The organism is Desulfatiglans sp. (assembly GCA_012513605.1).
Taxonomy (GTDB): domain Bacteria; phylum Desulfobacterota; class DSM-4660; order Desulfatiglandales; family HGW-15; genus JAAZBV01.
The window spans coordinates 1-22348 of record JAAZBV010000067.1 but is presented as its reverse complement, the minus strand read 5'-3'; the positions used below and the strand labels follow the sequence as shown (position 1 = coordinate 22348).

The 22348-nt window shown below is 43.3% G+C and carries 24 protein-coding genes; 7 read left to right on the top strand and 17 right to left on the bottom strand.

Annotated elements, in window-relative coordinates:
* Positions 1 to 253 (bottom strand): sulfatase-like hydrolase/transferase (locus GX654_08560; GenBank protein ID NLD36906.1); only part of this gene is annotated, 253 nt, incomplete at its 3' end.
* Between the two features lie 329 nt (positions 254 to 582).
* Between GX654_08560 and GX654_08555 the strand changes: the two genes are divergently transcribed.
* The 5 genes from GX654_08555 (at position 583) to GX654_08535 (ending at position 5492) form a co-directional block, all read left to right on the top strand.
* On the top strand, positions 583 to 1452 hold the full coding sequence (locus tag GX654_08555; protein ID NLD36905.1) for a DUF169 domain-containing protein: 870 nt from the start codon (positions 583 to 585) through the stop codon (positions 1450 to 1452).
* Positions 1453 to 1695: 243 nt separating this feature from the next.
* A complete protein-coding gene (locus tag GX654_08550) occupies positions 1696 to 2229 on the top strand; it encodes a prepilin-type N-terminal cleavage/methylation domain-containing protein (protein ID NLD36904.1) in 534 nt (177 codons plus the stop codon).
* Positions 2230 to 2308: 79 nt separating this feature from the next.
* Positions 2309 to 4066, top strand: coding sequence for a HAMP domain-containing protein (locus GX654_08545; protein ID NLD36903.1), 1758 nt, complete (start codon positions 2309 to 2311; stop codon positions 4064 to 4066).
* A complete protein-coding gene (locus tag GX654_08540; GenBank protein NLD36902.1) occupies positions 4063 to 4659 on the top strand; it encodes a hypothetical protein in 597 nt (198 codons plus the stop codon). The genes GX654_08545 and GX654_08540 overlap by 4 nt, the downstream gene beginning before the upstream one ends.
* A gap of 176 nt (positions 4660 to 4835) precedes the next feature.
* Positions 4836 to 5492, top strand: a complete 657-nt coding sequence (locus tag GX654_08535) for a hypothetical protein (protein ID NLD36901.1) — start codon at positions 4836 to 4838, stop codon at positions 5490 to 5492.
* A gap of 125 nt (positions 5493 to 5617) precedes the next feature.
* On the opposite strand, the gene GX654_08530 is transcribed toward GX654_08535, so the two are convergent.
* Together GX654_08530 and GX654_08525 are read right to left on the bottom strand one after the other, a co-directional pair.
* On the bottom strand, positions 5618 to 6508 hold the full coding sequence (locus GX654_08530; GenBank protein ID NLD36900.1) for an MBL fold metallo-hydrolase: 891 nt from the start codon (positions 6506 to 6508) through the stop codon (positions 5618 to 5620).
* 111 nt (positions 6509 to 6619) lie between these two features.
* Positions 6620 to 7819 (bottom strand): SAM-dependent methyltransferase, encoded by a 1200-nt coding sequence (locus GX654_08525; GenBank protein NLD36899.1) that lies wholly within the window; start codon positions 7817 to 7819, stop codon positions 6620 to 6622.
* Positions 7820 to 7930: 111 nt separating this feature from the next.
* Between GX654_08525 and GX654_08520 the strand changes: the two genes are divergently transcribed.
* A complete protein-coding gene (locus tag GX654_08520; GenBank protein NLD36898.1) occupies positions 7931 to 9892 on the top strand; it encodes a RecQ family ATP-dependent DNA helicase in 1962 nt (653 codons plus the stop codon).
* Position 9893: 1 nt separating this feature from the next.
* Here the strand turns inward: GX654_08520 and GX654_08515 are convergent, their stop codons facing one another.
* The 7 genes from GX654_08515 to GX654_08485 form a co-directional block, all read right to left on the bottom strand.
* On the bottom strand, positions 9894 to 10106 hold the full coding sequence (locus tag GX654_08515) for a type II toxin-antitoxin system HicB family antitoxin (protein ID NLD36897.1): 213 nt from the start codon (positions 10104 to 10106) through the stop codon (positions 9894 to 9896).
* 41 nt (positions 10107 to 10147) lie between these two features.
* On the bottom strand, positions 10148 to 10405 hold the full coding sequence (locus GX654_08510) for a DUF2442 domain-containing protein (GenBank protein NLD36896.1): 258 nt from the start codon (positions 10403 to 10405) through the stop codon (positions 10148 to 10150).
* 4 nt (positions 10406 to 10409) lie between these two features.
* Complete coding sequence (locus GX654_08505) at positions 10410 to 10664, bottom strand: DUF4160 domain-containing protein (GenBank protein ID NLD36895.1); 255 nt, start codon at positions 10662 to 10664, stop codon at positions 10410 to 10412.
* Between the two features lie 130 nt (positions 10665 to 10794).
* Positions 10795 to 11211: a GatB/YqeY domain-containing protein gene (locus GX654_08500; GenBank protein ID NLD36894.1), complete on the bottom strand. Its 417-nt coding sequence runs from the start codon at positions 11209 to 11211 to the stop codon at positions 10795 to 10797.
* Positions 11212 to 11256: 45 nt separating this feature from the next.
* Complete coding sequence (locus GX654_08495; GenBank protein ID NLD36893.1) at positions 11257 to 11772, bottom strand: SnoaL-like domain-containing protein; 516 nt, start codon at positions 11770 to 11772, stop codon at positions 11257 to 11259.
* Between the two features lie 64 nt (positions 11773 to 11836).
* Complete coding sequence (locus tag GX654_08490) at positions 11837 to 12166, bottom strand: type II toxin-antitoxin system HicB family antitoxin (protein ID NLD36892.1); 330 nt, start codon at positions 12164 to 12166, stop codon at positions 11837 to 11839.
* Positions 12150 to 12410 carry a toxin HicA gene (locus GX654_08485; GenBank protein NLD36891.1) on the bottom strand — a complete coding sequence of 87 codons (261 nt, stop codon included), beginning with the start codon at positions 12408 to 12410 and terminating at the stop codon, positions 12150 to 12152. Before GX654_08485 ends, GX654_08490 begins: the two co-directional genes overlap by 17 nt.
* Positions 12411 to 13024: 614 nt before the next feature.
* Here GX654_08485 and GX654_08480 point away from each other — a divergent pair.
* The gene (locus tag GX654_08480) at positions 13025 to 14578 is read left to right on the top strand and encodes a BcpO-related WXXGXW repeat protein (GenBank protein NLD36890.1); all 1554 of its coding nucleotides are present in this window, start codon (positions 13025 to 13027) and stop codon (positions 14576 to 14578) included.
* A 103-nt stretch (positions 14579 to 14681) separates the two neighbouring features.
* On the opposite strand, the gene GX654_08475 is transcribed toward GX654_08480, so the two are convergent.
* From GX654_08475 to GX654_08445, 7 genes are all read right to left on the bottom strand, one after another.
* Complete coding sequence (locus GX654_08475) at positions 14682 to 15608, bottom strand: pyruvate synthase subunit PorB (GenBank protein NLD36889.1); 927 nt, start codon at positions 15606 to 15608, stop codon at positions 14682 to 14684.
* Positions 15609 to 15625: 17 nt separating this feature from the next.
* A complete protein-coding gene (locus tag GX654_08470; GenBank protein ID NLD36888.1) occupies positions 15626 to 16813 on the bottom strand; it encodes a pyruvate synthase subunit PorA in 1188 nt (395 codons plus the stop codon).
* Positions 16797 to 17105, bottom strand: a complete 309-nt coding sequence (locus tag GX654_08465; GenBank protein ID NLD36887.1) for a 4Fe-4S binding protein — start codon at positions 17103 to 17105, stop codon at positions 16797 to 16799. The genes GX654_08470 and GX654_08465 overlap by 17 nt, the downstream gene beginning before the upstream one ends.
* Positions 17096 to 17653 (bottom strand): hypothetical protein, encoded by a 558-nt coding sequence (locus GX654_08460; GenBank protein NLD36886.1) that lies wholly within the window; start codon positions 17651 to 17653, stop codon positions 17096 to 17098. The genes GX654_08465 and GX654_08460 overlap by 10 nt, the downstream gene beginning before the upstream one ends.
* A gap of 20 nt (positions 17654 to 17673) precedes the next feature.
* Positions 17674 to 19338, bottom strand: coding sequence for an AMP-binding protein (locus GX654_08455; GenBank protein ID NLD36885.1), 1665 nt, complete (start codon positions 19336 to 19338; stop codon positions 17674 to 17676).
* Positions 19339 to 19355: 17 nt separating this feature from the next.
* Positions 19356 to 21476, bottom strand: coding sequence for an FAD-dependent oxidoreductase (locus GX654_08450; protein NLD36884.1), 2121 nt, complete (start codon positions 21474 to 21476; stop codon positions 19356 to 19358).
* A 56-nt stretch (positions 21477 to 21532) separates the two neighbouring features.
* Positions 21533 to 22348 (bottom strand): hypothetical protein (locus GX654_08445; GenBank protein ID NLD36883.1); only part of this gene is annotated, 816 nt, incomplete at its 5' end.

The following is a 22348-nucleotide window of genomic DNA, read 5'->3' as shown; positions in this document are numbered from 1 at the left end:
TCTGGCCTGAGTAGAAATTTGTCAGCAGCATACCGCCTTTTGCAAGGGTATCCAGATTCGGGGTAGGGATTTCACCTCCAAGCGCACTCAGATCACTGAAGCCCAGGTCATCTGCCAGAATAAACAGGATATTTGGCTGGCTCTTTTCCGGAGCTGAATCTGTTGCTGTAGTCTCAGATTGATCTTTACTGGAATTATCCGGTTTATTGTTCGGATTACAGGAAAATAAGAGGCTTAATAAAGCTAACAGCATGGTAAAGGTTCGAATAATAGCTGACATAATATTCTCCGAATTAGATGATGAAAATATGGATTTTGGAAAGAATTCTATCTTAATTATGTAAATATAAAAAGATACGCCTTGAGTGTCAAATAAAATCAAAAAAATATTTATGATAGGTTTAATGTATTATTTAACTTATTTTACTAATGACAGGGTGGCATCTTAAATACCACCTCTTTTTGGACAGGTATAACCCGCTGTCGCCTATAGACTATATGATGTACATCTATTTCCAAAGGTGTTAAAAAGCTATTTCAGGCAGGATTATTTTTCCATAATAGATAAAGGAGGATTCTTAAATGGGTAGCAGGTTTTCAAGACGCGAGGTGCTGGGGCTTGGGCTTGGTGCAGCGGCTATTGGTGCTTACAGCCTTGCAGGGGCTGCAACTAATAGTGAACAGGCACAGGTAAAAAATAATGATCAACCGGCAGGCACAGCGGAGATAAACAAAAGAAATGCAGAAGACCTTGAACGGGTGTTAATTCTGCGCACATCCCCTGTGGCAGTAAAGATGGTGTCAAAGGAAGAAGAGATACCAAAAGATGCAGTCAGGCCGAAGAAAGACCGCGGGTATCATCTTACCCAGTGCCAGGCTGTTTCCATGTCAAGGAGGGATAAGGTCACTTTAGCTATGCTTAAGGAGGATAACTGGTGCCCGACCGCTGTTATGGCATACGGGCTGGTTGAAAAACCTGCATCGGTTAATCAGTGGTCTCACCCATATGACAGCTTTGAATATGGCAAATATATCGGTATTGTTACTGCCCCATTGAGCAGGGCCGATTTTGTGCCGGATGTTGTGCTCGTTTATGCCAAACCCGCTCAACTGCGCGGGCTGCTTTTATCCCTGAAAATATCTGATGTGCCTGAGGTCAGCCATCACTTTTTCCCGCCATCATGCGGATGGTCTGTTGTAAACCCGATAAAGGAGGGAAAATACTATATCGTCCTTCCTGACCCCGGTGAATACCAGCGCGCCCTTACAGATGAAGGGGACCTGATATTTTCTATACCAAAAGTAAAAATGGCTGAGATGATGGCCGGTATAAGGCAGAATGAACATGGCCCATTCTCATACCGTGATCACCAAATGTTTATGGAAACTGATTTTCCTCTCCCTGATTTTTACAAAGAGATGTTTAAAAACTGGGGTATGGATACAGAATAAGCCTTGGTTTGATCATGAAAAGGTATATTATCCTTTGTTTACCTTAATGTAACGATTTATTATATACCCCGCCTGTTTGGGGCGGGGTAGTTATTTCTTAGTTTAAACCTTGTATATCCAGAAGAACTCTATTTAAGATTAATTTTCAAATACCGATATAATAGAAGACATAGACCTTTTATTTTTTGTCTTTTGTCTTTTTGGGATTGCATTAATATTAAAGAGTGAAAAACAGATTCAGATATGAAAAGATTTTTAAAAATGAGACCTTTCTGTGTTCACAAGGGGGAAGTACAGGGCAGCTCTTCAAAAGGTTTCAGATATCTTTTTTCACAGGGATTTACCCTTATTGAACTGATGGTTGTTATAGCTATAACAGGGATTCTTGCAGGCATAGCCATTCCTGCTTATATATCATTTGTTGAAAAGGCAAAAATAACTGTAGCCATATCTGATATCAAACTTTTACAAAGAGATATCTCTGACTGGCAGAGTGATCATGGTGCCCTGCCTTTAACCCTTGAAGAGATGGGCAAAGGGGATATGAAGGACCCCTGGGGTAACCCATATCAATACCTTAATTTTGAAACTATAAAAGGGAAAGGTAATGGGAAAAAAAGAAAGGATCATAACCTTGTGCCGTTAAATGAGGACTTTGACCTTTACAGCATGGGAAAAGATGGTAAAAGCCAGACGCCTCTTACAGCAAAGGCGAGCCGGGATGATATTATCAGGGCAAATAACGGGAGTTATGTTGGTGCTGCTTCAGATTATTAATGATAAAGAGTTACTGAAATGTTCAAGATAACAATTTATCCATTTTTTACACAGATATTGTGATTACGGCAGGGTGACTATGGCGATAGCGATAAATTCTTTTAAAACCAGGGTAGCGCGACGTATTTTTATCCTTTTTCTTATCTGTGCAATACTGCCTGTTTCAGTCTTTGCTATTCTATCCTTCATCCATGTCAGGAATAGTCTTGTTAACCAGCGCAGCGAAGCACTGCAAAAAGAGAGCAAATCGCTGGCCACATCTTTATATGAAAAACTTGAGTTTCTCAGGTCTGAATTAAGTTTTCTTACAGGTTACTACTCCGCAAACCCTGATGGTCTGAACGCCAATTGGGACAGCCTTTCCTTTGAAAGGGTAGAGGGTAGATTTAATGCGCTTGCCCTGCTTCATGATGGAAAAATCAAAAACATCTATGGAACTATTAAGAGCCCTGTAAAACTAACAAATGAAGAATTGGGCCATCTTGAGTCTGGTAAGACACTTCTCTCTATTCAGGGATATGAAAATACATCTTATGATCTGTTAATGTGCATTGCTGTTAAGAGTAATGCAGTTGAACCCAATCTCCTGATTGGAAAAATAAACCATGCATATATCCAGGAGGTTATTGATAGAAAACCGCCTCTGACCGAAATATATGTAATCGACAGGTCAAATTTTTTATTACTCAATTCAATGAAAAAAATTCCATCTATTTCTCAACAAATCATAAAGGATCTGCTTGAATCAACATCAGGCCAGTTCCAGTGGCAGAATAATGGCAATGACTATCTTGCAGGTTATTCATCACTGTTTCTTAAACCAAACTTCTATGTACAGGAATGGATAATAGTCCTGAGTGAATTAAGATCAGATGCCCTTGCCCCCATGCTTAAATCCAGATATTTTTACATCTTGACCATAGCCTGCACACTGGGGCTGGTAATATTTTTAAGCATCAATCTTATCAGGAAAGTTACAGTGCCCATAGAGATACTGAAAAAGGCAACCAGAAAGATATCCGAAGATTCTTTGGGTCACAGGGTTATTATAAAAAGCGGGGATGAGTTTGAGAGCCTTGGCAATGATTTTAATGAGATGAGCGCCAGATTAAAGGCCGGGCAGGAGCTTCTTACAAGGGCAGCCAGGTTAAGTACTATGGGGCAGATGGCTGCCGGCATTATGCATGAAATAAAACAACCTCTCACAGCGATATATGGAAATATAGAACTTGCTTTGCTTGAGGTGCAGGATGAAAATAATAGAAAGGATAGATTGACAAATGTTCTTAAGGCAGTGGAAAGGCTTAACTCTATTCTTGAAAGGTTCAGATCCTTCTCATCACAATCAAAAAGGATCAAAGAGAAGGTCTCTATAAATGATACTGTAAGGCAGATATATGAACTGATGGAACATGAGCTTCTAATGAAAAAGGTTGAATGCGTCATAAGGATTGAGGAGAATCTTCCTTTTATAACTGGTGACGGTCAGGAGCTGCAGCAGGTTGTCTCTAACCTTTTAGTGAATGCCATCCATGCGCTTGAAGGGAATGAACCTGATAATCGCAGGGTAGTTATCAGTACATGCTCATCAGCAGATAATGTTTACCTGTCAATCGAAGATAACGGGTGCGGCATTCCCAAAGAACTGCATGAACGTATCTTTGATCCTTTTTTTACTACAAAATCACCAGACAAGGGTACCGGTTTGGGAATGGCTGTTATTCAGGCTATACTTCACCACCACAAGGCAACAATAGGGCTTGAGAGTGAGGTTGGAAGGGGAACAAAATTTACCATCACCTTTCCAATACCCGGCTCTGCAACGGGGGCGCCATGACACAAAAGTATAAAAGAAATCCCTACAGGATTATTAATAAATCACACCAGTACAGGCTTCTTGCCTTAATACTGATCTACATCATCATTATCACCGGAGTGCTGATTTCAGTTTTATTTGTCCCTGATATCATACGCATGAATGATCAGAGTTTAAGTATAGAGGTACGCGCTGTTGCAGCGGAAAATATACTGATGCTCCATTATCGTGTGTGGCCGGTAATTATTGCACTTATATGTGTTATAGGGCTCCATTCAATAAGAACCTTCAGCCGCTTTATTGGCCCGCTTTACAGGTTTGACCTAATATTCAGGGATGTATGCAATGGAAACCTTGATAACAGGATAAGACTCAGGAAAGGCGATTTTCTGCTTCAGGAAGCTGATGTTATCAATGAGATGTTTGATGTAATAAGTGAGAAGATAAAGAACATACAGGAAAAAGGGGAGACTGCATTAACAGCGCTGAATGATTATGAACAGTGGCTACTGGAAAATATTATTAAAAATGGGCCTGATACTTATAAAATTACCATGCTTCGCCAAAACCTGAATGAACTGATCGACTCGGCAAAATATTTTAAGACAAGGTAGCTCAGATAAGCTTGCCCTGAATATAGAGTCCTCCTCATCATTTTACCCCTATCATTATTTTTGTGTCTGCCATAATAGTTTAAGTTATTTTCAGGAACTTCTTGCATAGATGGAGAATTACCGGTAAAAGAGTGCATATAAACCAACAAAACCATACCTTTTGAAAGGAGAAAAGCATGAGTTCAAAAAAAGTGAATGAAGTGGATGAAGGCAGAAGAGATTTTTTCAAGGGAGTTACCGCAGGGGCTGCCGGTGCAGCAATAGCGAGCGCCCTGATTCAACTGGGCGCCCCGGTAATAGCCGAAGCGCAGGAGGCAAAGAAAAAAGATTCCCCATTTTTTAGAAATCCCCCGCCCTGGCCAACGGGTACAAATGGCACAAAGTATGATCATCTGTTCAGCACAAGGCTCAGGGAGAATACCATTACTGATGTAGTGGCAGGTCCCCAGGCATATTTCAGGGGTGACAGTGATCTCCCCGGCGCAAAGATAAACATGGGGTGGCAGATGTTTACAAAGCCCTACAGGCTTGAGCTTGAATCACATCATCATGATACAGATGAATACCTGTTTTTCCTGGGGGCGGAACTGCCAGACCTTGTTGGCTCATTTGATGGAGAGATCGAGTACTTCATGGGGCCGGAGTATGAAAGACATGTTATCACCAAGGCAACGGTCCTTTATATCCCTGCCGGGCTGGAGCATAACCCCTGCGATATCAAGAGGCTGACCAAACCCATGATGTTCAGCGCCCTTCAGTTGTCTCCCTATTTTAATGGGAAATACCAGACAATGGGTTATATGGAAATGAAAGGTATGCCGAAAATAGATTAAACCTTAATCTGATTTACTGCATTTGATAAAAAAACCCGCAGGCTAAAACCTGCGGGTTTTTTTATCAAGCATTCTCATTGCTGCAAATGTTTATGACATTGCAGGGTTCAAGAATTTAAAAACTATTAACCCTTAAGCGGATTAATGGCCGGTGTCTCTACAGTATCAAGGACCCAGTCCCAGGGCCTGCCGCCTTTCCAGACCTCAGCATTCATCTCGTTTGAATACATGATCAGGCTTGAGCCGGGGAAACGTTTTACCATATTATAAAAGAATGAAGCAGCATCCTTTGTGTTGGCAAGCTCTTCCTCAGTAGCGATCAAATAATCCTTTGTATACTTGTAGGCGCTGCCGTCAAACAGGCAGCCCTCTTTCTGGTGGCCGGGTATAACTACCTCTGCCCCGTATTTTTCCATCTTTTCTATATCAGCTATCCATTGTGCGCGCTGCGGGGCTGTTACCTCGCATGTGAAGGGGTGTGCCTGATTAAAGAGTACATCGCTTCCATACATGGTTTTAATGGATGGTATCCAGACAACAGAGTTCCACCTGTAGTCACCCATTACATGGTCAAAGACCTCAATCTTCTCCCCCTCAAGCTCAAGATAACCTGTATCCAGAGGAATGATATTTTCGGCCTGTTTGCGACAGAGATTGTTTTTACCCATGATGGGTTCCCATTCATCCAGTTTTGCCTGATACTGATGGTTGTAAAGGTTAAGGTCTTCAGGCAGCATATAACACTTGGCCTTGGGAAAAGCCTGCTGCATGTAACCCATGCCCCAGTAGTGATCAGGATGAGAATGTGTGGCAAAGATTGCCTTGAGCTCTAGCTGGCTGTCAATTATCTCAGCTGTTACCCTGTATGCGTTGGCGAGCGTCCACTGACAATCCACCACGATACATTCCTTTTTACCCATAACAATAACTGAAGCCACATTAAATCCGAACTCGTCACTGAAACAGGTCTTTGTAGCGAGTTTGCCTTTGCCATGTTTGTTTACAATGATTTCCATGCTGATATTCTCCTGTTTTTATTTTTTGTTACCTATTTCTCTATAGAAATTCCGAATTTAGAGCAAGATAATAATAAAAAGAATAATATTTACAAGATATTCCAATAAAAATCATTTTGTATTCAGCAGTGTTTCGAGACAGTGTTCCCTTATGCCGTAAAAATCCTTTAGCTTTTCGATCTTTGTAAGCAGATACGCCCGATCGGTATTTGTATCGCGTTTTATTGCAAGGAGCATCTTGTTCTTGCTTGTATGTTCCAGGGAGACAAACTCAAGGAGTTGGGTAGTATAGCCGTTTGCCTCAAGGAGGAGGGCGCGCAGACTATCGGTTACCATTTCCGCCTCCTGCCCAAGATGAACGCCAAATTTGAGCATGGGTTCAATAACCTCAGGAATGCGAATCTGTTCCCTGATCTGCTTGTGGCAACATGGGGCACACATGATTATTTCAGCATTAGAGCGGATACCCAGGTAAATCGCCTGATCTGTTGCTGTGTCACATGCGTGCAGCGCAATCATGATGTGGATGATCTCCGGTGAATAGCTGCTTACATCACCCTGATAAAAAGATAAACTATCTATAGCAAGCCTCTTCGCAGCCTCATTACAAAACCGCACGAGATCTTCCCGCAGTTCGACCCCTGTTACCTGCACATTACCATCAAGCGAGTTCCGGAGCAGATCGTGCATCGCAAATGTCAAATATCCCTTTCCACACCCGAAGTCCACCACATGAACGCCATTTGTTTTAGAAATCCTGGATGACTCAAATGCGTGCTGGAAGATCTCTAAAAACTTATTGATCTGTTTCCATTTTCGCGCCATTGAGGGGATGATACGATGCTCCTCATCTGTTATTCCCAGTGCTGTAAGGAAAGGGTTATCAGGGTCAATTAAACGCTTTTTATCCCTGTCATGCCTTTCAGAGGGAACAGCATTATGGGTTGCCTTGCTGCTGATTAATCGGCATTTGCCTTTCCGGCTGAACTCTATCTGGATATCCCCGGTTAATGAAAAGAGGTGGGCGCTCATGAAGGGGTCTCCAAGAAGCCTGTAAACCGTTTCCAGGCCTGAGGCTAATCTCTCATTCTTCGTAACATCCCGGGTCTTGTAGCAATATACCAGGGAAAGGCGCTGCTCACCTTTAATAACAATATTTCGTATAAGAATTCTCTTTAGCTCTGAATCCTCTCCCCGGTATTTTCCTAGAATCAGTTTAACAAACCGGTTCTGTTCAAGGGAGTCTTTCAGGAGGATCATAAACTGATCTTTATATGCGGGTTCCTGGCTAATTGAGTTACTGGCGGCCATTTTAAAAAATTCCTTTTTTATATATTTTATATTAGGCTATATTATCTGAAGCAACAATTGTCCATATTATTTAATCATATAAAGACTATCAATGAACAGAGGCAAGCCATTATGGGTGAGATAGAAAAAACGTCTGTAATTGATGATACATTAAAAAAGGTGTTTGGTTTTGATAGATTTAAACCCGGTCAGCGAGAGGTTATAGAGGCCATCATAGCAGGTAAGTCGGCTGCATCCATCTTCCCGACAGGCGCAGGGAAATCTCTATGTTATCAGTTACCCGCTCTTATTGAACAGGGCATGACCCTGGTAGTCTCACCGCTTCTCTCCCTGATGAAAGACCAGATAGATTTTTTAAAGTCAAAGGGTATTGCCGCTGCAAAACTTGATTCAGGCATGAGCGATGCGGATTATCGTAATACGTTTGCAGCAGCCCGGTCAGGTCAACTCAAGATACTGATGGTTGCTGTTGAGCGATTCAAGAATGAAAGGTTCAGAACGCAGCTCAAACAGATGAACATATCCCTGCTTGTTGTTGATGAGGCCCACTGTATATCTGAATGGGGCCACAATTTCAGACCGGATTATCTGAAGATACCCATATATCAGAAAGAATATGGTATCAAAAAGGTTTTGCTGCTCACAGCCACGGCAACGCCAAAGGTTGTTATCGATATGTGTGAAAAGTTTGCAATCAATCGTGAAAATGTGGTGCAGACAGGTTTTTACAGGAAAAATTTATTTATACGAATACGTCCTGTGGCAGAAGAAAAAAAGGAGGCCCTGCTTTGCGATATACTTGCAGAAAGGCCTGATGGCCCTGCAATTGTCTATGTTACCCTTCAGAAAACAGCCGAGCGTATAGCCCTGATGCTTAAGGCGCATGGCCTTATGGCAGAGGCATATCATGCCGGTATGGAAAATCCGGAGCGGGATGCTGTTCAAACCCGGTTTATGACAGGAGAAACAGGCATTGTCGTGGCAACAATCGCATTTGGAATGGGAATAGATAAGGAGAATATCAGAAAGGTGATCCATTATGACCTGCCAAAATCCATAGAGAGCTACAGCCAGGAGATAGGCAGGGCAGGCAGGGATGGAATGCCTTCTCTCTGCTGCCTGCTTGGAAATAAAAACCACATACCGGTGCTTGAGAATTTTGCCTATGGTGACACGCCGGGTTTTGAGAATATCCGCAAGGTGCTTGAGGAAATATCTCAATCTAAGCAAAGCCTGTTTGAGGTTCGCGAACACTCCCTGAGCATGAGGGTTGATATCAAGCTGCTGCCATTAAAAACCCTGCTGGTTTATCTTGAGATAGCAAATATTATTTCCCCCAAATATATCTATTTTGAAAACTATTCATTCCAGTATCTGATGCCCGGAGAACAGATCCATGCTAATTTCAATGGTGAAAGACAACAGTTTGTAAAAACCATATTGGATAATTCCAGGCTTGCCAAGACATGGGCAAAGGTGGACATAGATACTATTGTTGCCGAATCAGGCTTTAACAGAGAGCGGGTTTTAACAGCCCTGGAGTATTTCCATGAAAAAGGGTGGATTCTCCTCAGGCCATCATCCGCTGTGGAGGTTTTTGAGATCATCAACCCCAAATTTGATATAGATGGAACTGCAAGGGAGATTACAGCCCTGTTTATAGAAAAGGAACAAAAGGATGTGGCTCGCCTCCACACCATGATTGATCTTTTTGAATCTGACCAGTGTCTGGCTAAAACCCTTTCAGCCTATTTTGGCGAAAGGCTGGATAATGGCTGCGGGAGGTGTTCGGTCTGCCTTGATAAAAAACCCATCAGAATGGAGTCATCAGGGCTGCCATCACTGGATAATCAGGATTTCCATGCCCTTATAAAACCCCTTACAGATGTTGTGGAGAAAACCAATTCATTTGATACGATAACCCTGATAACACGATTTTTATGCGGCATTTCATCCCCTAGATTGGTTCATTATAAAGCCAAAAACCTGCCAGGGTTTGGCAGGCTTGAGGCATATCCATACAAGACAGTGGAAAAATGGGTGAAACTGCATTATATGAGTATTTCCCATTAAGTTATGCAAAGGCAAGGCGATGACCTTTTGGAACAGGAATAGGATCATTGAATTCTTTTGCTGTATTAATCCAGAGTTCCATAGCAGATTTGATATTAGATAAAGCCACTTCATGGTTTGCTCCATGCGCCATGCAGCCGGGCAACTCCGGAACTTCTGAAATAAATGCGTTATCTTCAATGCTCCAGTAAATAATTATTTCGTATTTGTCCATTAACCTTTACCCTAACCTTAGTTGTATAAATTTTATAACCCTTATGCGGCCAATGGATACTCCTTTCCGTTTACCCAGATCTCGTATTCGCTCAAGTCAATATCGTCATTCCATGAAATACCATACCCACCTGAATCAACTTTTACTGACTTGAAGAATGCTTCGTTCTCAAGTAACCGGAACATTTCCTTGACCAATAAAGGTTTGCAGTCATAGACTCGAGTTACCCCATTTTCAAATTTCACCAGTAGCTGCTTATTTTTCATTGGATTAACAGTTTTTATTTTAGGAGTTTTCATACTCTTACTCCAAACCTGGTAGATGTTTGTATTCGTTAGTTTGCCACATACGCAACAACTCCTGTCTGTATTGCAATGCCCAATCTTTTACCAGACTTTGCGCTCGTAACGGCAGGTCACCTTCTATCATTTCTAATGTCTCGATATTGAAGACACCATTAAACTCACCATAAACAGCATGAAAATGTGGAATACCATGTTCACTTTGGCTAAAATACATCTTGATCAGAATGCCGTAAAAGCGAGCGATAACAGGCATTTTTTATCTCCAGGATAGTTACATATAAAGTATAGCATCTAGTTCAAAAACAATCCATCGGATTTTTTGTTGTTGTACCAATACTCACACTACAATAAGACTATGAATCGTGAGCCTCACACTCACCTTATTAACTCTCTTTCATCATTTCAGTTAATACCTCTTTTACCAGGCTCCCTTCAGCTTTTCCTTTTAAGTCTTTCATCAGCTTGCCTGTTAACTGCCCTATATTTTCGCCACCTTTTGTATTAATACCTGATGAAAGAATGAAGGCCTTAATTTCTTCTTTTGACATCATTTTGGGCAGATAACCTTCTATAACATTAAGATATACTGACTCGGTTTTCTTTAATTTTTCCAGTACCAATTCTTCATTCTTCTTAAGACCTTTTAATATCTTCAATACTTCATCATCTGTAGGAAGTTCACCGGCTAATTTATTAAGTCTGGGAAATTCACCCATAATAACCCGTATGGCATTTAATCTTTCCATATTTTTTGATTTCATAGACTCTTTCAAGTCTTGTTTTAAATCATCATACAGCATTTTAATTCTCCTTACCTGTTAAAGGTCGATTTTTAACTTTATTAACTACTTCTCCCAACCCTCTGGCGGTTCGGTTCCTCCTTTGATTTCGCGAGTAAGATACATCCACTTACCTTTTATTTTAACGAAAGTGGAGTACTCCCGACCCTGAGCGGGCAACTGTATCTCACCTCTTTCTTTTTGCATCACATTCTCAGTCCACACCAGTTTTGCCCTGGCGGTATCGCCTTTCACAGTAATGAGTAAATTACTGATAAGACTATTGAATGAAAAATTCTTGGGTGCTTCACCATCAGGAAATGCATAAGCCTTAGCAATGGCCTCTCTACCCTTATAACTCTGACCGATCAGAATCAGCTCTCCATTCTCCACATAAAAGTTTGCAAAACTTTCAGGAGTTCCACCAAAGTTGAAGTAATAGCGGGTAATCAAATCCTGCACCTTCTGGCGATCGATCAGGGTTTCGAGAGTCATTTCTTCTGCCTGAACAATAGAGCTGCAAAATAATGTAAGGCAAATCAGGGCAAGCAAGGTTTTTAATCGGTTTGTGAAATTATTCATTATTGTCTCTCCTCTTTTTAATATCTGTTTATATTCCTGACAAACATACCCCATTGTGAGGGGTTTATTGGCTTAATTTCGAACTGACGACACGATTAATGCTGATGCCGGATTCAGCCGCCCGGATAGCAAGAGTGCGATGAACCTCGGGTGGAATCCTTACCATAAATTTACCGCTATACTGTCTGCAGGCAATGGGTTCCGGTATAACCTCATCACTTGCTTCCATATCAGCAACAACTTCTGAAACTAATTTTCGTATCCCTTTTAATGCACCCTCCGGTGTAGAAGAGAGCCAGCTCAGGCTTGGAAATTCAGCGCATAAGCCAACATATTCGATATCGTCTTCTGACCATGTTATCCGGTATGTATATCGATCATTTTTTAATGCCATTATTTACCTCCAAATTTTCAAGAGCCAACAGCACCTGCTTCACTTGATAAGACTTAGCGTTTCCCTTATCATTTTGAATATTTATTCGCGGGTCTCCCTGCCAGGGTGTTTTGTAAACTCGGTGGCTGCCGGTGCTTTGACGTGATTTACCAAAGAAATGATCGCAAATCTTGCATAAATCAGAAAAGTGTATTCCCTTCGGATTTTGCGTCATTCTGGCTATAATTTCATCAATTCTGTCCATGCTCAGATGGTATCAATATTGATATCATTGTCAAGTGCTAATTTTTAGATTTGAAACAGATTGGTCTCTGACATGTGTTTACCTCGGGGTGACACTTGATTTAAAGATATCAGAGTAAAAAGTAGAAGACAGATTGCATAAATTAAATTAAATTTAATTTAATTTTCATGTTCAGTTCACATCAGCGTTTACAGGTTAAATAACGATTTATTCACTTGATCCGGCTATCTTTACTTTAAGGCTGTTGTACAGAAAGATGAACCTGAACCTTATTTACGATTATTAAAACTAATTGGTATTTCGCGGTAAAGCTGGTAGATAATAGCTCTTCAAATATCTATTATCATGTATAAACAGGCTGTTTTTCTTGTCATTTTATTTCTTTGGCTTTTACTTGTTAAAAGACTCAAAACCTGATAACCCTTCTGCGCTCTATTTTACTGGAATATGAATGTATCAATAATTAAATAAATCCAGATGGTTAAATGAACGAAATATAAATATTGATCAAAATTCATTTTTAGGTGTCTAATGGAGCATGATTATCAGATATTATATTGCAGCGTGTTTATATGTTTAAAGATTTAAAACCACTTCAGGAAAGGAGAAATATCTTGAAGACATTAATTACGATAATTTTATCATTACTGATTACGACCGGAACCATGTATGGTCAGACCAGTCAACCCCCTGCTGTTCCACCGGAGGAAACCCCTGAGGTCCAGACACGCGGGCCAATAAATGAAGCATTTGCACAGCCAGTAACAATTGAAGATAACGCTGATTTTACAGTACTCAAAGCGCCGCCTGCGGATATATATGAGGCACCCCCGGCTGAAAGGCCAGTGGGTGATCAGTTCACCTGGATACCAGGTTACTGGGCCTGGGATTCTGACAGGGAGAAACACATCTGGGTAAGCGGGTGCTGGAGGGCCGTTCCCCCTGGTAAATACTGGGTTCCGGGTTACTGGGCAAGGGTACAGGGCGGTTACAGATGGGTAGCCGGATTCTGGGCGTCTGCAGGTAACAGGGAGATAGAATATCTGCCTCCTCCCCCTGCGGTTACCTATATTGAGCCAGCAGGAGCAGATAGACCTGACATGATCTGGGTTCCTGCCTGCTATTACTGGTCTCGTGGCCGTTATACCTTAAGGTCGGGTTACTGGCTTCAGGCCCGTCCGGACTGGGTATGGGTGCCTTCACATTATGTATGGACCCCGCGTGGTTATGTTTTTGTAAACGGGCACTGGGATTATCCGTTTCGCGGGCGGGGGGTATTGTTTGCGCCTGTATATTTTCGCGGTGATACATACAGGGGGCATAGGATATCATATTCATTAAGCATTGTTGTTGACCTTGGAAACCTCAATTTTTCCCTTTTTACCAGACCCAGATACAGGCACTACTATTTTGGGGACTATTATGACAGCTTCTATATCGGGGTTGGCATTTTTCCGTGGTTTGAATGCGTAAGCAGGCGTACATGGTATGACCCGATCTATCTGCATGACCGGTGGCATAATAAGAGGCATAGGGCTGATTGGCGGCAGCATGAAAGGCGCGAATATGAACAGCGCCGCACCAATAAGGATTTGAGGCCTCCTAGGACATATCATGAGATGGAGCGTCGTATAAAAACTATTCCTGAACCGAAAAGAAAAAGTTATGAGATAGCTGCCCCTATGAAGAGGATAATTGAGACCAAGGCTACCCCCTTCAAATACCGGAATGAGAGGCCGGAAGAGCGCAGAGCGATTTTGAGACAGACAGAAGATATTAAGAAAAACAGCAGGGAGACACAGCGACCAGCAGAGCTGGCAAGACCGGATGTTCAGACAAATGTAAGGTCTGCAACACCCAGGCCGGAGGTTAGAAATACCCCTGATCAAAATCAATTGAAACAGAAGAGGAGTCAATACCCACGACCTGTACAACAAAAAGAAACACAGGCGCCTTCAATTACTCCGCCTGTTCGGAAAAATGTAACAGAGGATATACAACCTGACGAGCTCCATGATAAGCCGGAAAATGCAAGGAGGCCTTCATCACAGGTAGATGAAAGGTACAGGAATGAATTCAAACCAAAACGGGTTTTATCCAGGCAAGATGAAAAAGTAGAGGTGAAAGAAAATAAGGCAAGGCCTGGTGTTGAAAGAATCAAGAGATAGTTTAATATCCTTAGAGCCTTAAGCAGGGGAGGGGCCATTGCGAATGCAATGGCCCTTTTATTTAAAGCTACATGAACATCTGTACAGCCATTCATTCACCATCTTACGCACTGATGCCGCAGAGCGCCTTTAGGATGCTGAACCTCTTATCAGACTGCTGCTGCAGGACGCTTATCTCTTCATCCTTAAGGTGATTGAACTTGCCTATCAGTTTCAGCATCTCGTTAATGGGCTTTGGTTTAGCTACCGGCTGGGTTATTCTATACTCACCATTTTCCACCTCCCACAGAGGGAAATAGTTAGACTGGACTGCTGCACGGCATACTGCAATGGATGAATCAGGCCTTACCTTCCAGCCCACTGTGCAGGGGCAGAACACATGCAGGTACACAAACCCCTGTTTAACCATCTCCTTTGCTTTTGTGAGTTTTTTAGCATAATCCTCAAGGTGGCTCAGGGTTGCAGTGGCAACATAGGGGATGTCATGCATGGCCATAATCATGGGCATATTTTTAGAGTTGGTTGTCTTTCCTATGCTTTTTGATCCGACCGGGGTAGTGCTTGTTGCAGCCCCATAAGGGGTAGCGCTGCTCCTTTGCACACCAGTGTTCATGTACCCTTCATTATCGTAGCAGATATAGATAACATTTTCATTGCGTTCTGCCGCGCCGCTTATTGTCTGTATGCCTATGTCCTGGGCACAGCCATCTCCTGTGTGGCAGACGATAGTGGCATCAATACCAGCCTTTTTATAATAACGAGCAATCCCTGTTGCGCTTGAGGCCACACCTGTCATAACACATGCATAATAAGAGTGCTTGTGCCAGGCCCTGTCATTTTGTCCATGTATCGTTGGTGCGCTGCACCCTGGGGTACCCAGCAGGATAGCATCCTTGCCCATGATCTTTGAAACCAGCCGGAGATTCAGCTCCATTATACAGCCCGGACAGCATGCATTGCCCGGTGAAAACTGGTCCTCATCACAATAATACTCTGTTACCTTTGGTAATTTGTTTAATTTCACAGCCATTATAATTTCTATCCTCCCTATGGTAACCAGGTGAGTTCCTGGTAGGGTTTATTCTGGGATGCCTTATATATCTCATCGATCATGCCGGCTATATGTTCTTTTGTTATATCCATATTGGCAAGGCCATCGATAAAGCTAAGCATGGGCATGATGCCAATATGTCTAGAGAGGGCGCATATCTCCTGGAATACAGGTCCGCAATTCCACCCGAAACAGATGCTGCGATCCAGCACCCCGATTGCCTTTTTACCCTTTAATACCATACTTAACTTTTCAACAGGGAAGGGGCGGAAGAAACGTAATTTTACCAAGCCCACCTTTATGCCCTGTTCACGTTTGGCATCAATTACTGCCCTTGCTGTTCCAACTGCGCTTCCGGACGCTATAAGAACAATATCCGCATCATCACATTTGTATGACTCTATCTGGCCACCATAACCGCGCCGGAATGCCTTTTTAAAATCCGCATCGATCTTGTCCCACAGCTCTTTAGAACGTTCCATTGCGGCCATGTGTTTCTTGCGGTATTCAACAAAGCCCATGCCTATACCGTGGCTTCCACAACCGGTGCCAGCGCCTGCGACTAACTTCATCCTGGGTGGTTGATCTTTTAAGGGGGCAAGAAAACGATCCACATCCTTCTGTTCAGGGATATCCACACTTTCAGCAAGAAAAGAGAGGTAATAACCATCATAGTTAACCATGACAGGGAGTTGAATATCATAGTCTTCAGCCAGCCGGTAAGACATTATGATTGTATCCAGAATCTCCTGGCAATTTTCTACAACAACCTGAATCCAGCCCGAATCCCTTGTGCATATCATATCCTGCTGGCCTGAATAGACCGCATGTATTCCGGGCGGCTCACGATTGACATTTACCATCACAAGAGGCGCCCTGTAACCGGATGTCTGGAGCAGGGTATCATACATATAAACAAGCCCGTATGATGAAGTGGCGGTAAATGCCCTGCCACCTGCCATAACAGCAGCACACGCCACATTCTGTGCGGAGTTTTCACCTTCAACAGCAACATATTCACAGTCAAGCAGGCCGTCTGCATGAAATTTAGCCAGTTGCTCCACAAGTTCACTCTGTGGAGTAATAGGGTAGGCAGAGACCACATCAGGCCGACAAAGCAGCACCGCATATGCAGCAGCGGTATTTCCGGTAATTACCTTTATGTTTTTAGATCTTGCAGTCATCGGTATAATCTCCTTCCGGTGTCATATTTATTGCTTTTCTTGGACATTCCTTTGCACATATACCGCAACCCTTGCAGAATCCCAGGTTAATAACAAAGGAGTTGTCCTTTTTTGTGATACATTGCGGAGGGCAGAAGGTCATGCATATGCCACAGCTATTACATAACTCATCGTTAATTACAGGCCGTGAGGTTCTCCAGTCGCCTGTATTGAGGCAGAGCAGGGCGTTATTACCGTCTGACCAGCATGCCTCATATTTAAATAAATATTTGTTTTCCGTTTTTAATCCCATGAAATAACCTCCACTTCATTATATCCCCTTTGTGCATTCCGGATATTTCTCTCAAGCATATCGCCTTCAAGGTAATCACCAAACCCTTTGATAATGGATTCTAGTTTAACCCATCCTGTGACGGCAGCAAGCGCCCCGATCAGGCAGGTATTAGGTATATCTCTGCCTATCTCGCACAGGGCAACCTGTGTAGCATTAATCACCCCGGCCTTTCCGAGATTTTTAGAAGGTCTCTTCTTAAAAGGTTTGGGGCTGTTAAGTATCAATACCCCATCCGTTTTCAGACCTTCATACAGGTTTCCTATTTCGAGGAGGGTAGGGTCAATAACCATCAGGCAGTCAGGGGTATAGATTTGTGTCTTCTCCCGCACAGGCTCTGTATCAAATCTGGTAAAGGCAACCACAGGCATCCCTCTGCGTTCAAACCCGTACATGGGAAAACTTGCCACATGTTTTCCCTCATAGGCGCAGGCAGATGCGAGCATTCTTGCAGCAAGCACGGCTCCCTGCCCACCCCTCCCATGAAATCTTATCTCTTTTGCCGGCATTTAAGTATTACTCCTTTCTATTATCTTGGCACTTCGTCCAAAAGTCTTTTTTCTATATCTGTGCGTAATGCCTTTTTATCCAGTTTCCCTGCATTTGTCATGGGCATATTTTCTATAAAAACGATCCGTTCAGGAAATTGCAGTACAGAGGCATTCTTGGATTTTAAGAATTCTATGACTCCTTCAAATGTAAGCGCAGCATCTTTTTGTGCCTCTATATAGGCGCAGACCCGCTCCCCCATGAGTTTATCAGGCATGGGGATAACACCTACAATGGCAACATCAGGATGCAGTAAAATAAGCTTTTCTATATCAGTAGCGCTTATACTCTCACCACCCCGGTTGATCATCTCCTTGATCCTGCCGCAAAGGGTAATGTAACCCTGTTCGCTTATCGTGGCTATATCACCGGTCTTAAAAAAACCATCTTCATCAAAGATCTTGGCATTTTCTTCCGGATTATTGTAATACCCTGAAAAAACAGACGGACCTTTTACTAGCAGCTCACCGGGGGTATTATATGGCAGTTCAAGGCCATTTGAATCAATAACCTTATATGTATCATAGGGGAATGTAGGCCTTCCCACAGTGCGGCATATAGTATCAAAACTGTCTGCGGTGCGGGTAATGCAGGTCATACCCTCGGTAGCGCCATAACCATTGTAATAGCGGATATTCAAACGGGCAGTGATCTCTTTTATCATATCGCTGTGACTTGCGCCGCCGCCGGAGTGCATTTTTTTTAGCGAACTTAAATCATATTTATCTATCTCTTCAAATTGAAGCAGCCTCTGTGCAAGTGTTGGAACCCAGATTACAGATGTAACCTTCTCCTTTTCTATTGTCCGGCATATTTCCTCATTATCTGTTGATTTTTGAAACACGAGGGTTCCCAGGGTTAGTATGCTCCCTAAAAGCCCCTTTGAAAAGGAGAGGTCATGACCAACAGGCCCTACAATCATATTGATATCTTCACAGTGCTGATCCCATGCCTTTGAACAGAATTCAACAGCACAGGCAAGGCTATTATGGGTTCGTGGAACTATCTTGGGTTCGCCGGTTGTTCCTCCTGTAGGCCCCATATGGGCAACCTGCCTCGGATCAGGCCTGAGGTTTGTCAGCAGGAATCTATTTTCCTTTGTTAAAGGGGTTTTATGGATTAAATCTTCCATGGGTTTGTATACATTGCCTTCAATCTTACCGCGGACAGTGATCACATTTTTTATCTCAGGGTGATCTTTAAGCACACTTTCAACCAGTGGCGCATAATCGAATTTGCTGGTTTTTGCTGCCACGATCCAGTATTTTGCGCCGGTAAGTTTTATCAGCCTCTCTATCTCAAATTGCCTGTACCTGTCGATCAGGAGCACGGGGATTGCACCAATCTTTTGGCATGCAAAATAGGTAAAGACAAATTCATTCCAGTTGGGGAGTTGTACAAGGACACGGTCAAGTGGTTGAATGCCGAGATTAATCATGGCAACAGCTAACCTGTCAGCCTTTTCGCGCGCCTCACTATAGGTGTAGCGGCTTACCCTGTCAATAAATGCCACTTTATCAGGATGGATATCAGCAGCCAGATCAAGATAATTACCAAGCGTAAAACCGCGCCACCAGCCCCTGTTAATGTAGATAGCCTCATCTTCCGGTTTATATGGAACTGCACCATCGAGTAATTTAAACATCTAACCCTCCTTAAGGTTTAAATCTCACAACCGACCTTTGCTCCATCTCTCATCGCATCCACTATCAGACCCGGCTCCTTACAGCTCCCTATTATATGGACTTCAGGAACAAGCTCCTTAAACCTTTCTACAATGCTATTGTCAGGCTCCCAGTCCTGTGTGCTGATAATATTTTTACCTCTCAGTATGTATCTGCGTTTATCTTTTAAACTTATCTCAAGACCTTTGTCAGAAATGCTGCGGTATTCTATATCAGACCATATGGAAACATTATTCTGTTTAAGCCAGGGCCACAGACTGACTATGTCATCAATGGTCATACGGTCGCCAAGCTCCTTTTCAGGGCCGTTATGTACCATGGTTACCCTGCGTCTACGCTTGACAAGATATTCGGCCAGTTCGCATCCATGCAGTGTGCCTCCCATTATTACCACACTCTTTCCAACAGGGATCCAGATCTTTGATAGTTTCTCAAGCTGAGCTGAAGTGAAGAATTTAAGCATAAACTTGAGCATACCATGAAGTTTTTCTGTATTAATGACTTTTGGGTTATCAGCACCCGAGACATTGATCTTGCCATGGGCTGCGCCTGATGCAATTATGAGCACATCAGGCCGTTCACGCTGGATTATCTGTGATGTCACCTCAGTCTTTAACCTGACCTTTACTCCCTCCTTTTTAAGCTGTGTAGCAAGATATCTCACAAACATGGTCATGTCTTCGGTTTCAAGATCCTTCACAATGGCTGCAAGTGGAACCAACCCGCCGAGATAGCTGTTTTTTTCATACAGGGTTACATAATGCCCGCGCTGCGCCGTAACCCTGGCTGCCTCCATTCCTGAAGGCCCGCCTCCAATAACAAGCACCTTTTTTTTCTTTTGAGCAGGTTTTATCTGAAATTCAGGGAGGTGCTCCTTCCCGAGGTATGGGTTTGTCCTGCATGCGAGCACCTGATTACGGTTACGGCAATCAAAGCAGTAAAGGCAGCCGTTACACCAGCGGATATCATTAATACGCCCTTCTTTAGCCTTATTGGGGAGATCAGGGTCAGCCAGAAGACGCCTTGTCATGCCTACAAAATCAAGGCTCCCCTTTTGCAGATATTCTTCTCCCAGCATTGGGTCAAGGCGGCAGGCAGTCCATACAGGGATTTTTACTCCGCCCCTCTTTACTGCCTCCACAAGCGGAACAGATGCACCGCGACCATTTCGACTCCAGTCATAATCTTTTGGGAGGTCATCAGGCGGGGCAGGGTAGAGTATGCGGTCAGGCTGTATCAGACCTCCCCTGTGGCCATATCTCTCTCCGCGTAGGTTAAGCCCGTCAGCCACCTCAGCCACACATTTGGCAAGCTCCACACCCTCTTCAAGGGTAGTGGCCCTCGGGTGGTTGTACTCAACAGCGTTCATGATAACATGGATAGCAAATCCCGGCCCGGTTCTTCTGCGGGCCTCTTCTATGCAACGGCGCAGAAACCTGGTGCGATTTTCAAAACTCTGTGGGCCATATTCATCCGTGCGTTTGTTCCATATCCTGGAAAGGAAAGTATTTCCCTGGTGGGCAGTACCATGGTTGAATTCACATGCATCAAAACCGGCCCTGTAGGCCCTTTCGGCTGCACCTGCCCACAGGTTGATCTGTTCTTCCAGCTCATCTCTCGTCATCTCTCTGCTGGGTAAAAAATCAGGCCCTGGAAGCTCTTCTTCGGTCATGGCAGATGCGCATTTTATATCTCTTATTTTGGGGTCTCTTGGCAAAAGCCCGGTAGGGTTCCATGGACCAGCATGCTGGAACTGTATAGATGCCTTGCAGTCATGTTTATGTATCGCATCGGTCAACCTCTTAAAACCGGGTATCAGGCGGTCATCATCCATGTGAAGCTGCACCCCTTCATAGTTCCCTTCTGCATCATAATGAACATGCTGTATGCCGAGAGGATACTCTGTGCCGCAGGATTCCACGACCAATAGTCCCACCCCGCCTTTTGCAAGCCTTTCGTAGTATGTGATCATCCGCTCGCCAACATTCTGGTCAGGATCAACAAAGGAGGTACCATTTGCTGTTTTGATAATCCGGTTTTTCACCTTCATCGGCCCTATCATGCCCGGCTCAAATAATTTTTTAAAACTGTGACCCATTGATATCTCCTCTTGAAGAAAATTTGCCAGTTTACTGAATAAATTGCAGGTAAATGTTAGAGTTTTTCATCCACAATCCTGGCCGCGGTTTTGAGTGTTGAAACGGTCCTTTTTACCCCTTCAACCTCATCAGGGGCGAGCTCGTATTCAAGTACATCCAACACCCCGTTTTTACCAAGCCTTACAGGGACAGACATGCTGATCCCATTCACACCATACTCACCATCAAGCATGACAGAGCATGGAATAACATCACCGGTATTCTCAACAATCGCCCTTACAATCCTTTCAAGGCCAACAGCGCATGTCCAGCCAGCGGTCCTTCCTGACTGGAGTTCTTCAAGCCTCTTTAATATATTAGGGATTTCTGAGCGGATCTTTGCCTTGATCTCTTCCGTTACATTTATCCTTTTCCCATCGATTTTTGCAGTGCTGAAGAGATAAACCTGTGTTGATCCATGCTCTCCAATAACTATCCCATCCACCTGACTTACCTTGACATTATAGGCATTAGCAAGCATCTCCCTGAAACGGAGTGAGTCATTTATGGAGTAGCCGATTATCTTTTTGCGGTCAAACCCGCCTGAAAGCCATGTGACATAATTAAGGGGGTCTACAGGATTGGTAGCTGTAATGACAATGGCATCAGGGCAGTATTGTTTTATTTTGATTGAGATCTGTTTAATAAGTTCAATGTTTTTGGGCAGCATCTCCATCCGGTCGGCAATTAAACCCTGTGGAACACCGGCAGTGTTGATAATAATATCGGAGCCGACCATATCACTGTAATCTCCTGTCCGGATGATTACATCCCTTGAGGAAACGGCAGTAGTGATATCTATGGCATGCTTCTGGAGGAGATTCTGTCTTGT

Excerpts from the sequence above, each read along its gene's own strand:
- GX654_08525 (NLD36899.1), bottom strand. The coding sequence starts at position 7,819 with ATGGCCGCCAGTAACTCAATTAGCCAGGAACCCGCATATAAAGATCAG.
- GX654_08455 (NLD36885.1), bottom strand. The coding sequence starts at position 19,338 with ATGTTTAAATTACTCGATGGTGCAGTTCCATATAAACCGGAAGATGAG.
- GX654_08535 (NLD36901.1), top strand. The coding sequence starts at position 4,836 with ATGAGTTCAAAAAAAGTGAATGAAGTGGATGAAGGCAGAAGAGATTTT.
- GX654_08450 (NLD36884.1), bottom strand. The coding sequence starts at position 21,476 with ATGGGTCACAGTTTTAAAAAATTATTTGAGCCGGGCATGATAGGGCCG.
- GX654_08490 (NLD36892.1), bottom strand. The coding sequence starts at position 12,166 with ATGGCATTAAAAAATGATCGATATACATACCGGATAACATGGTCAGAA.
- GX654_08470 (NLD36888.1), bottom strand. The coding sequence starts at position 16,813 with ATGACTGCAAGATCTAAAAACATAAAGGTAATTACCGGAAATACCGCT.
- GX654_08545 (NLD36903.1), top strand. The coding sequence starts at position 2,309 with ATGGCGATAGCGATAAATTCTTTTAAAACCAGGGTAGCGCGACGTATT.
- GX654_08530 (NLD36900.1), bottom strand. The coding sequence starts at position 6,508 with ATGGAAATCATTGTAAACAAACATGGCAAAGGCAAACTCGCTACAAAG.
- GX654_08500 (NLD36894.1), bottom strand. The coding sequence starts at position 11,211 with ATGCTGTATGATGATTTAAAACAAGACTTGAAAGAGTCTATGAAATCA.
- GX654_08550 (NLD36904.1), top strand. The coding sequence starts at position 1,696 with ATGAAAAGATTTTTAAAAATGAGACCTTTCTGTGTTCACAAGGGGGAA.
- GX654_08540 (NLD36902.1), top strand. The coding sequence starts at position 4,063 with ATGACACAAAAGTATAAAAGAAATCCCTACAGGATTATTAATAAATCA.
- GX654_08515 (NLD36897.1), bottom strand. The coding sequence starts at position 10,106 with ATGGACAAATACGAAATAATTATTTACTGGAGCATTGAAGATAACGCA.
- GX654_08460 (NLD36886.1), bottom strand. The coding sequence starts at position 17,653 with ATGCCGGCAAAAGAGATAAGATTTCATGGGAGGGGTGGGCAGGGAGCC.
- GX654_08465 (NLD36887.1), bottom strand. The coding sequence starts at position 17,105 with ATGGGATTAAAAACGGAAAACAAATATTTATTTAAATATGAGGCATGC.
- GX654_08505 (NLD36895.1), bottom strand. The coding sequence starts at position 10,664 with ATGCCTGTTATCGCTCGCTTTTACGGCATTCTGATCAAGATGTATTTT.
- GX654_08510 (NLD36896.1), bottom strand. The coding sequence starts at position 10,405 with ATGAAAACTCCTAAAATAAAAACTGTTAATCCAATGAAAAATAAGCAG.
- GX654_08555 (NLD36905.1), top strand. The coding sequence starts at position 583 with ATGGGTAGCAGGTTTTCAAGACGCGAGGTGCTGGGGCTTGGGCTTGGT.
- GX654_08495 (NLD36893.1), bottom strand. The coding sequence starts at position 11,772 with ATGAATAATTTCACAAACCGATTAAAAACCTTGCTTGCCCTGATTTGC.
- GX654_08475 (NLD36889.1), bottom strand. The coding sequence starts at position 15,608 with ATGGCTGTGAAATTAAACAAATTACCAAAGGTAACAGAGTATTATTGT.
- GX654_08485 (NLD36891.1), bottom strand. The coding sequence starts at position 12,410 with ATGGACAGAATTGATGAAATTATAGCCAGAATGACGCAAAATCCGAAG.
- GX654_08520 (NLD36898.1), top strand. The coding sequence starts at position 7,931 with ATGGGTGAGATAGAAAAAACGTCTGTAATTGATGATACATTAAAAAAG.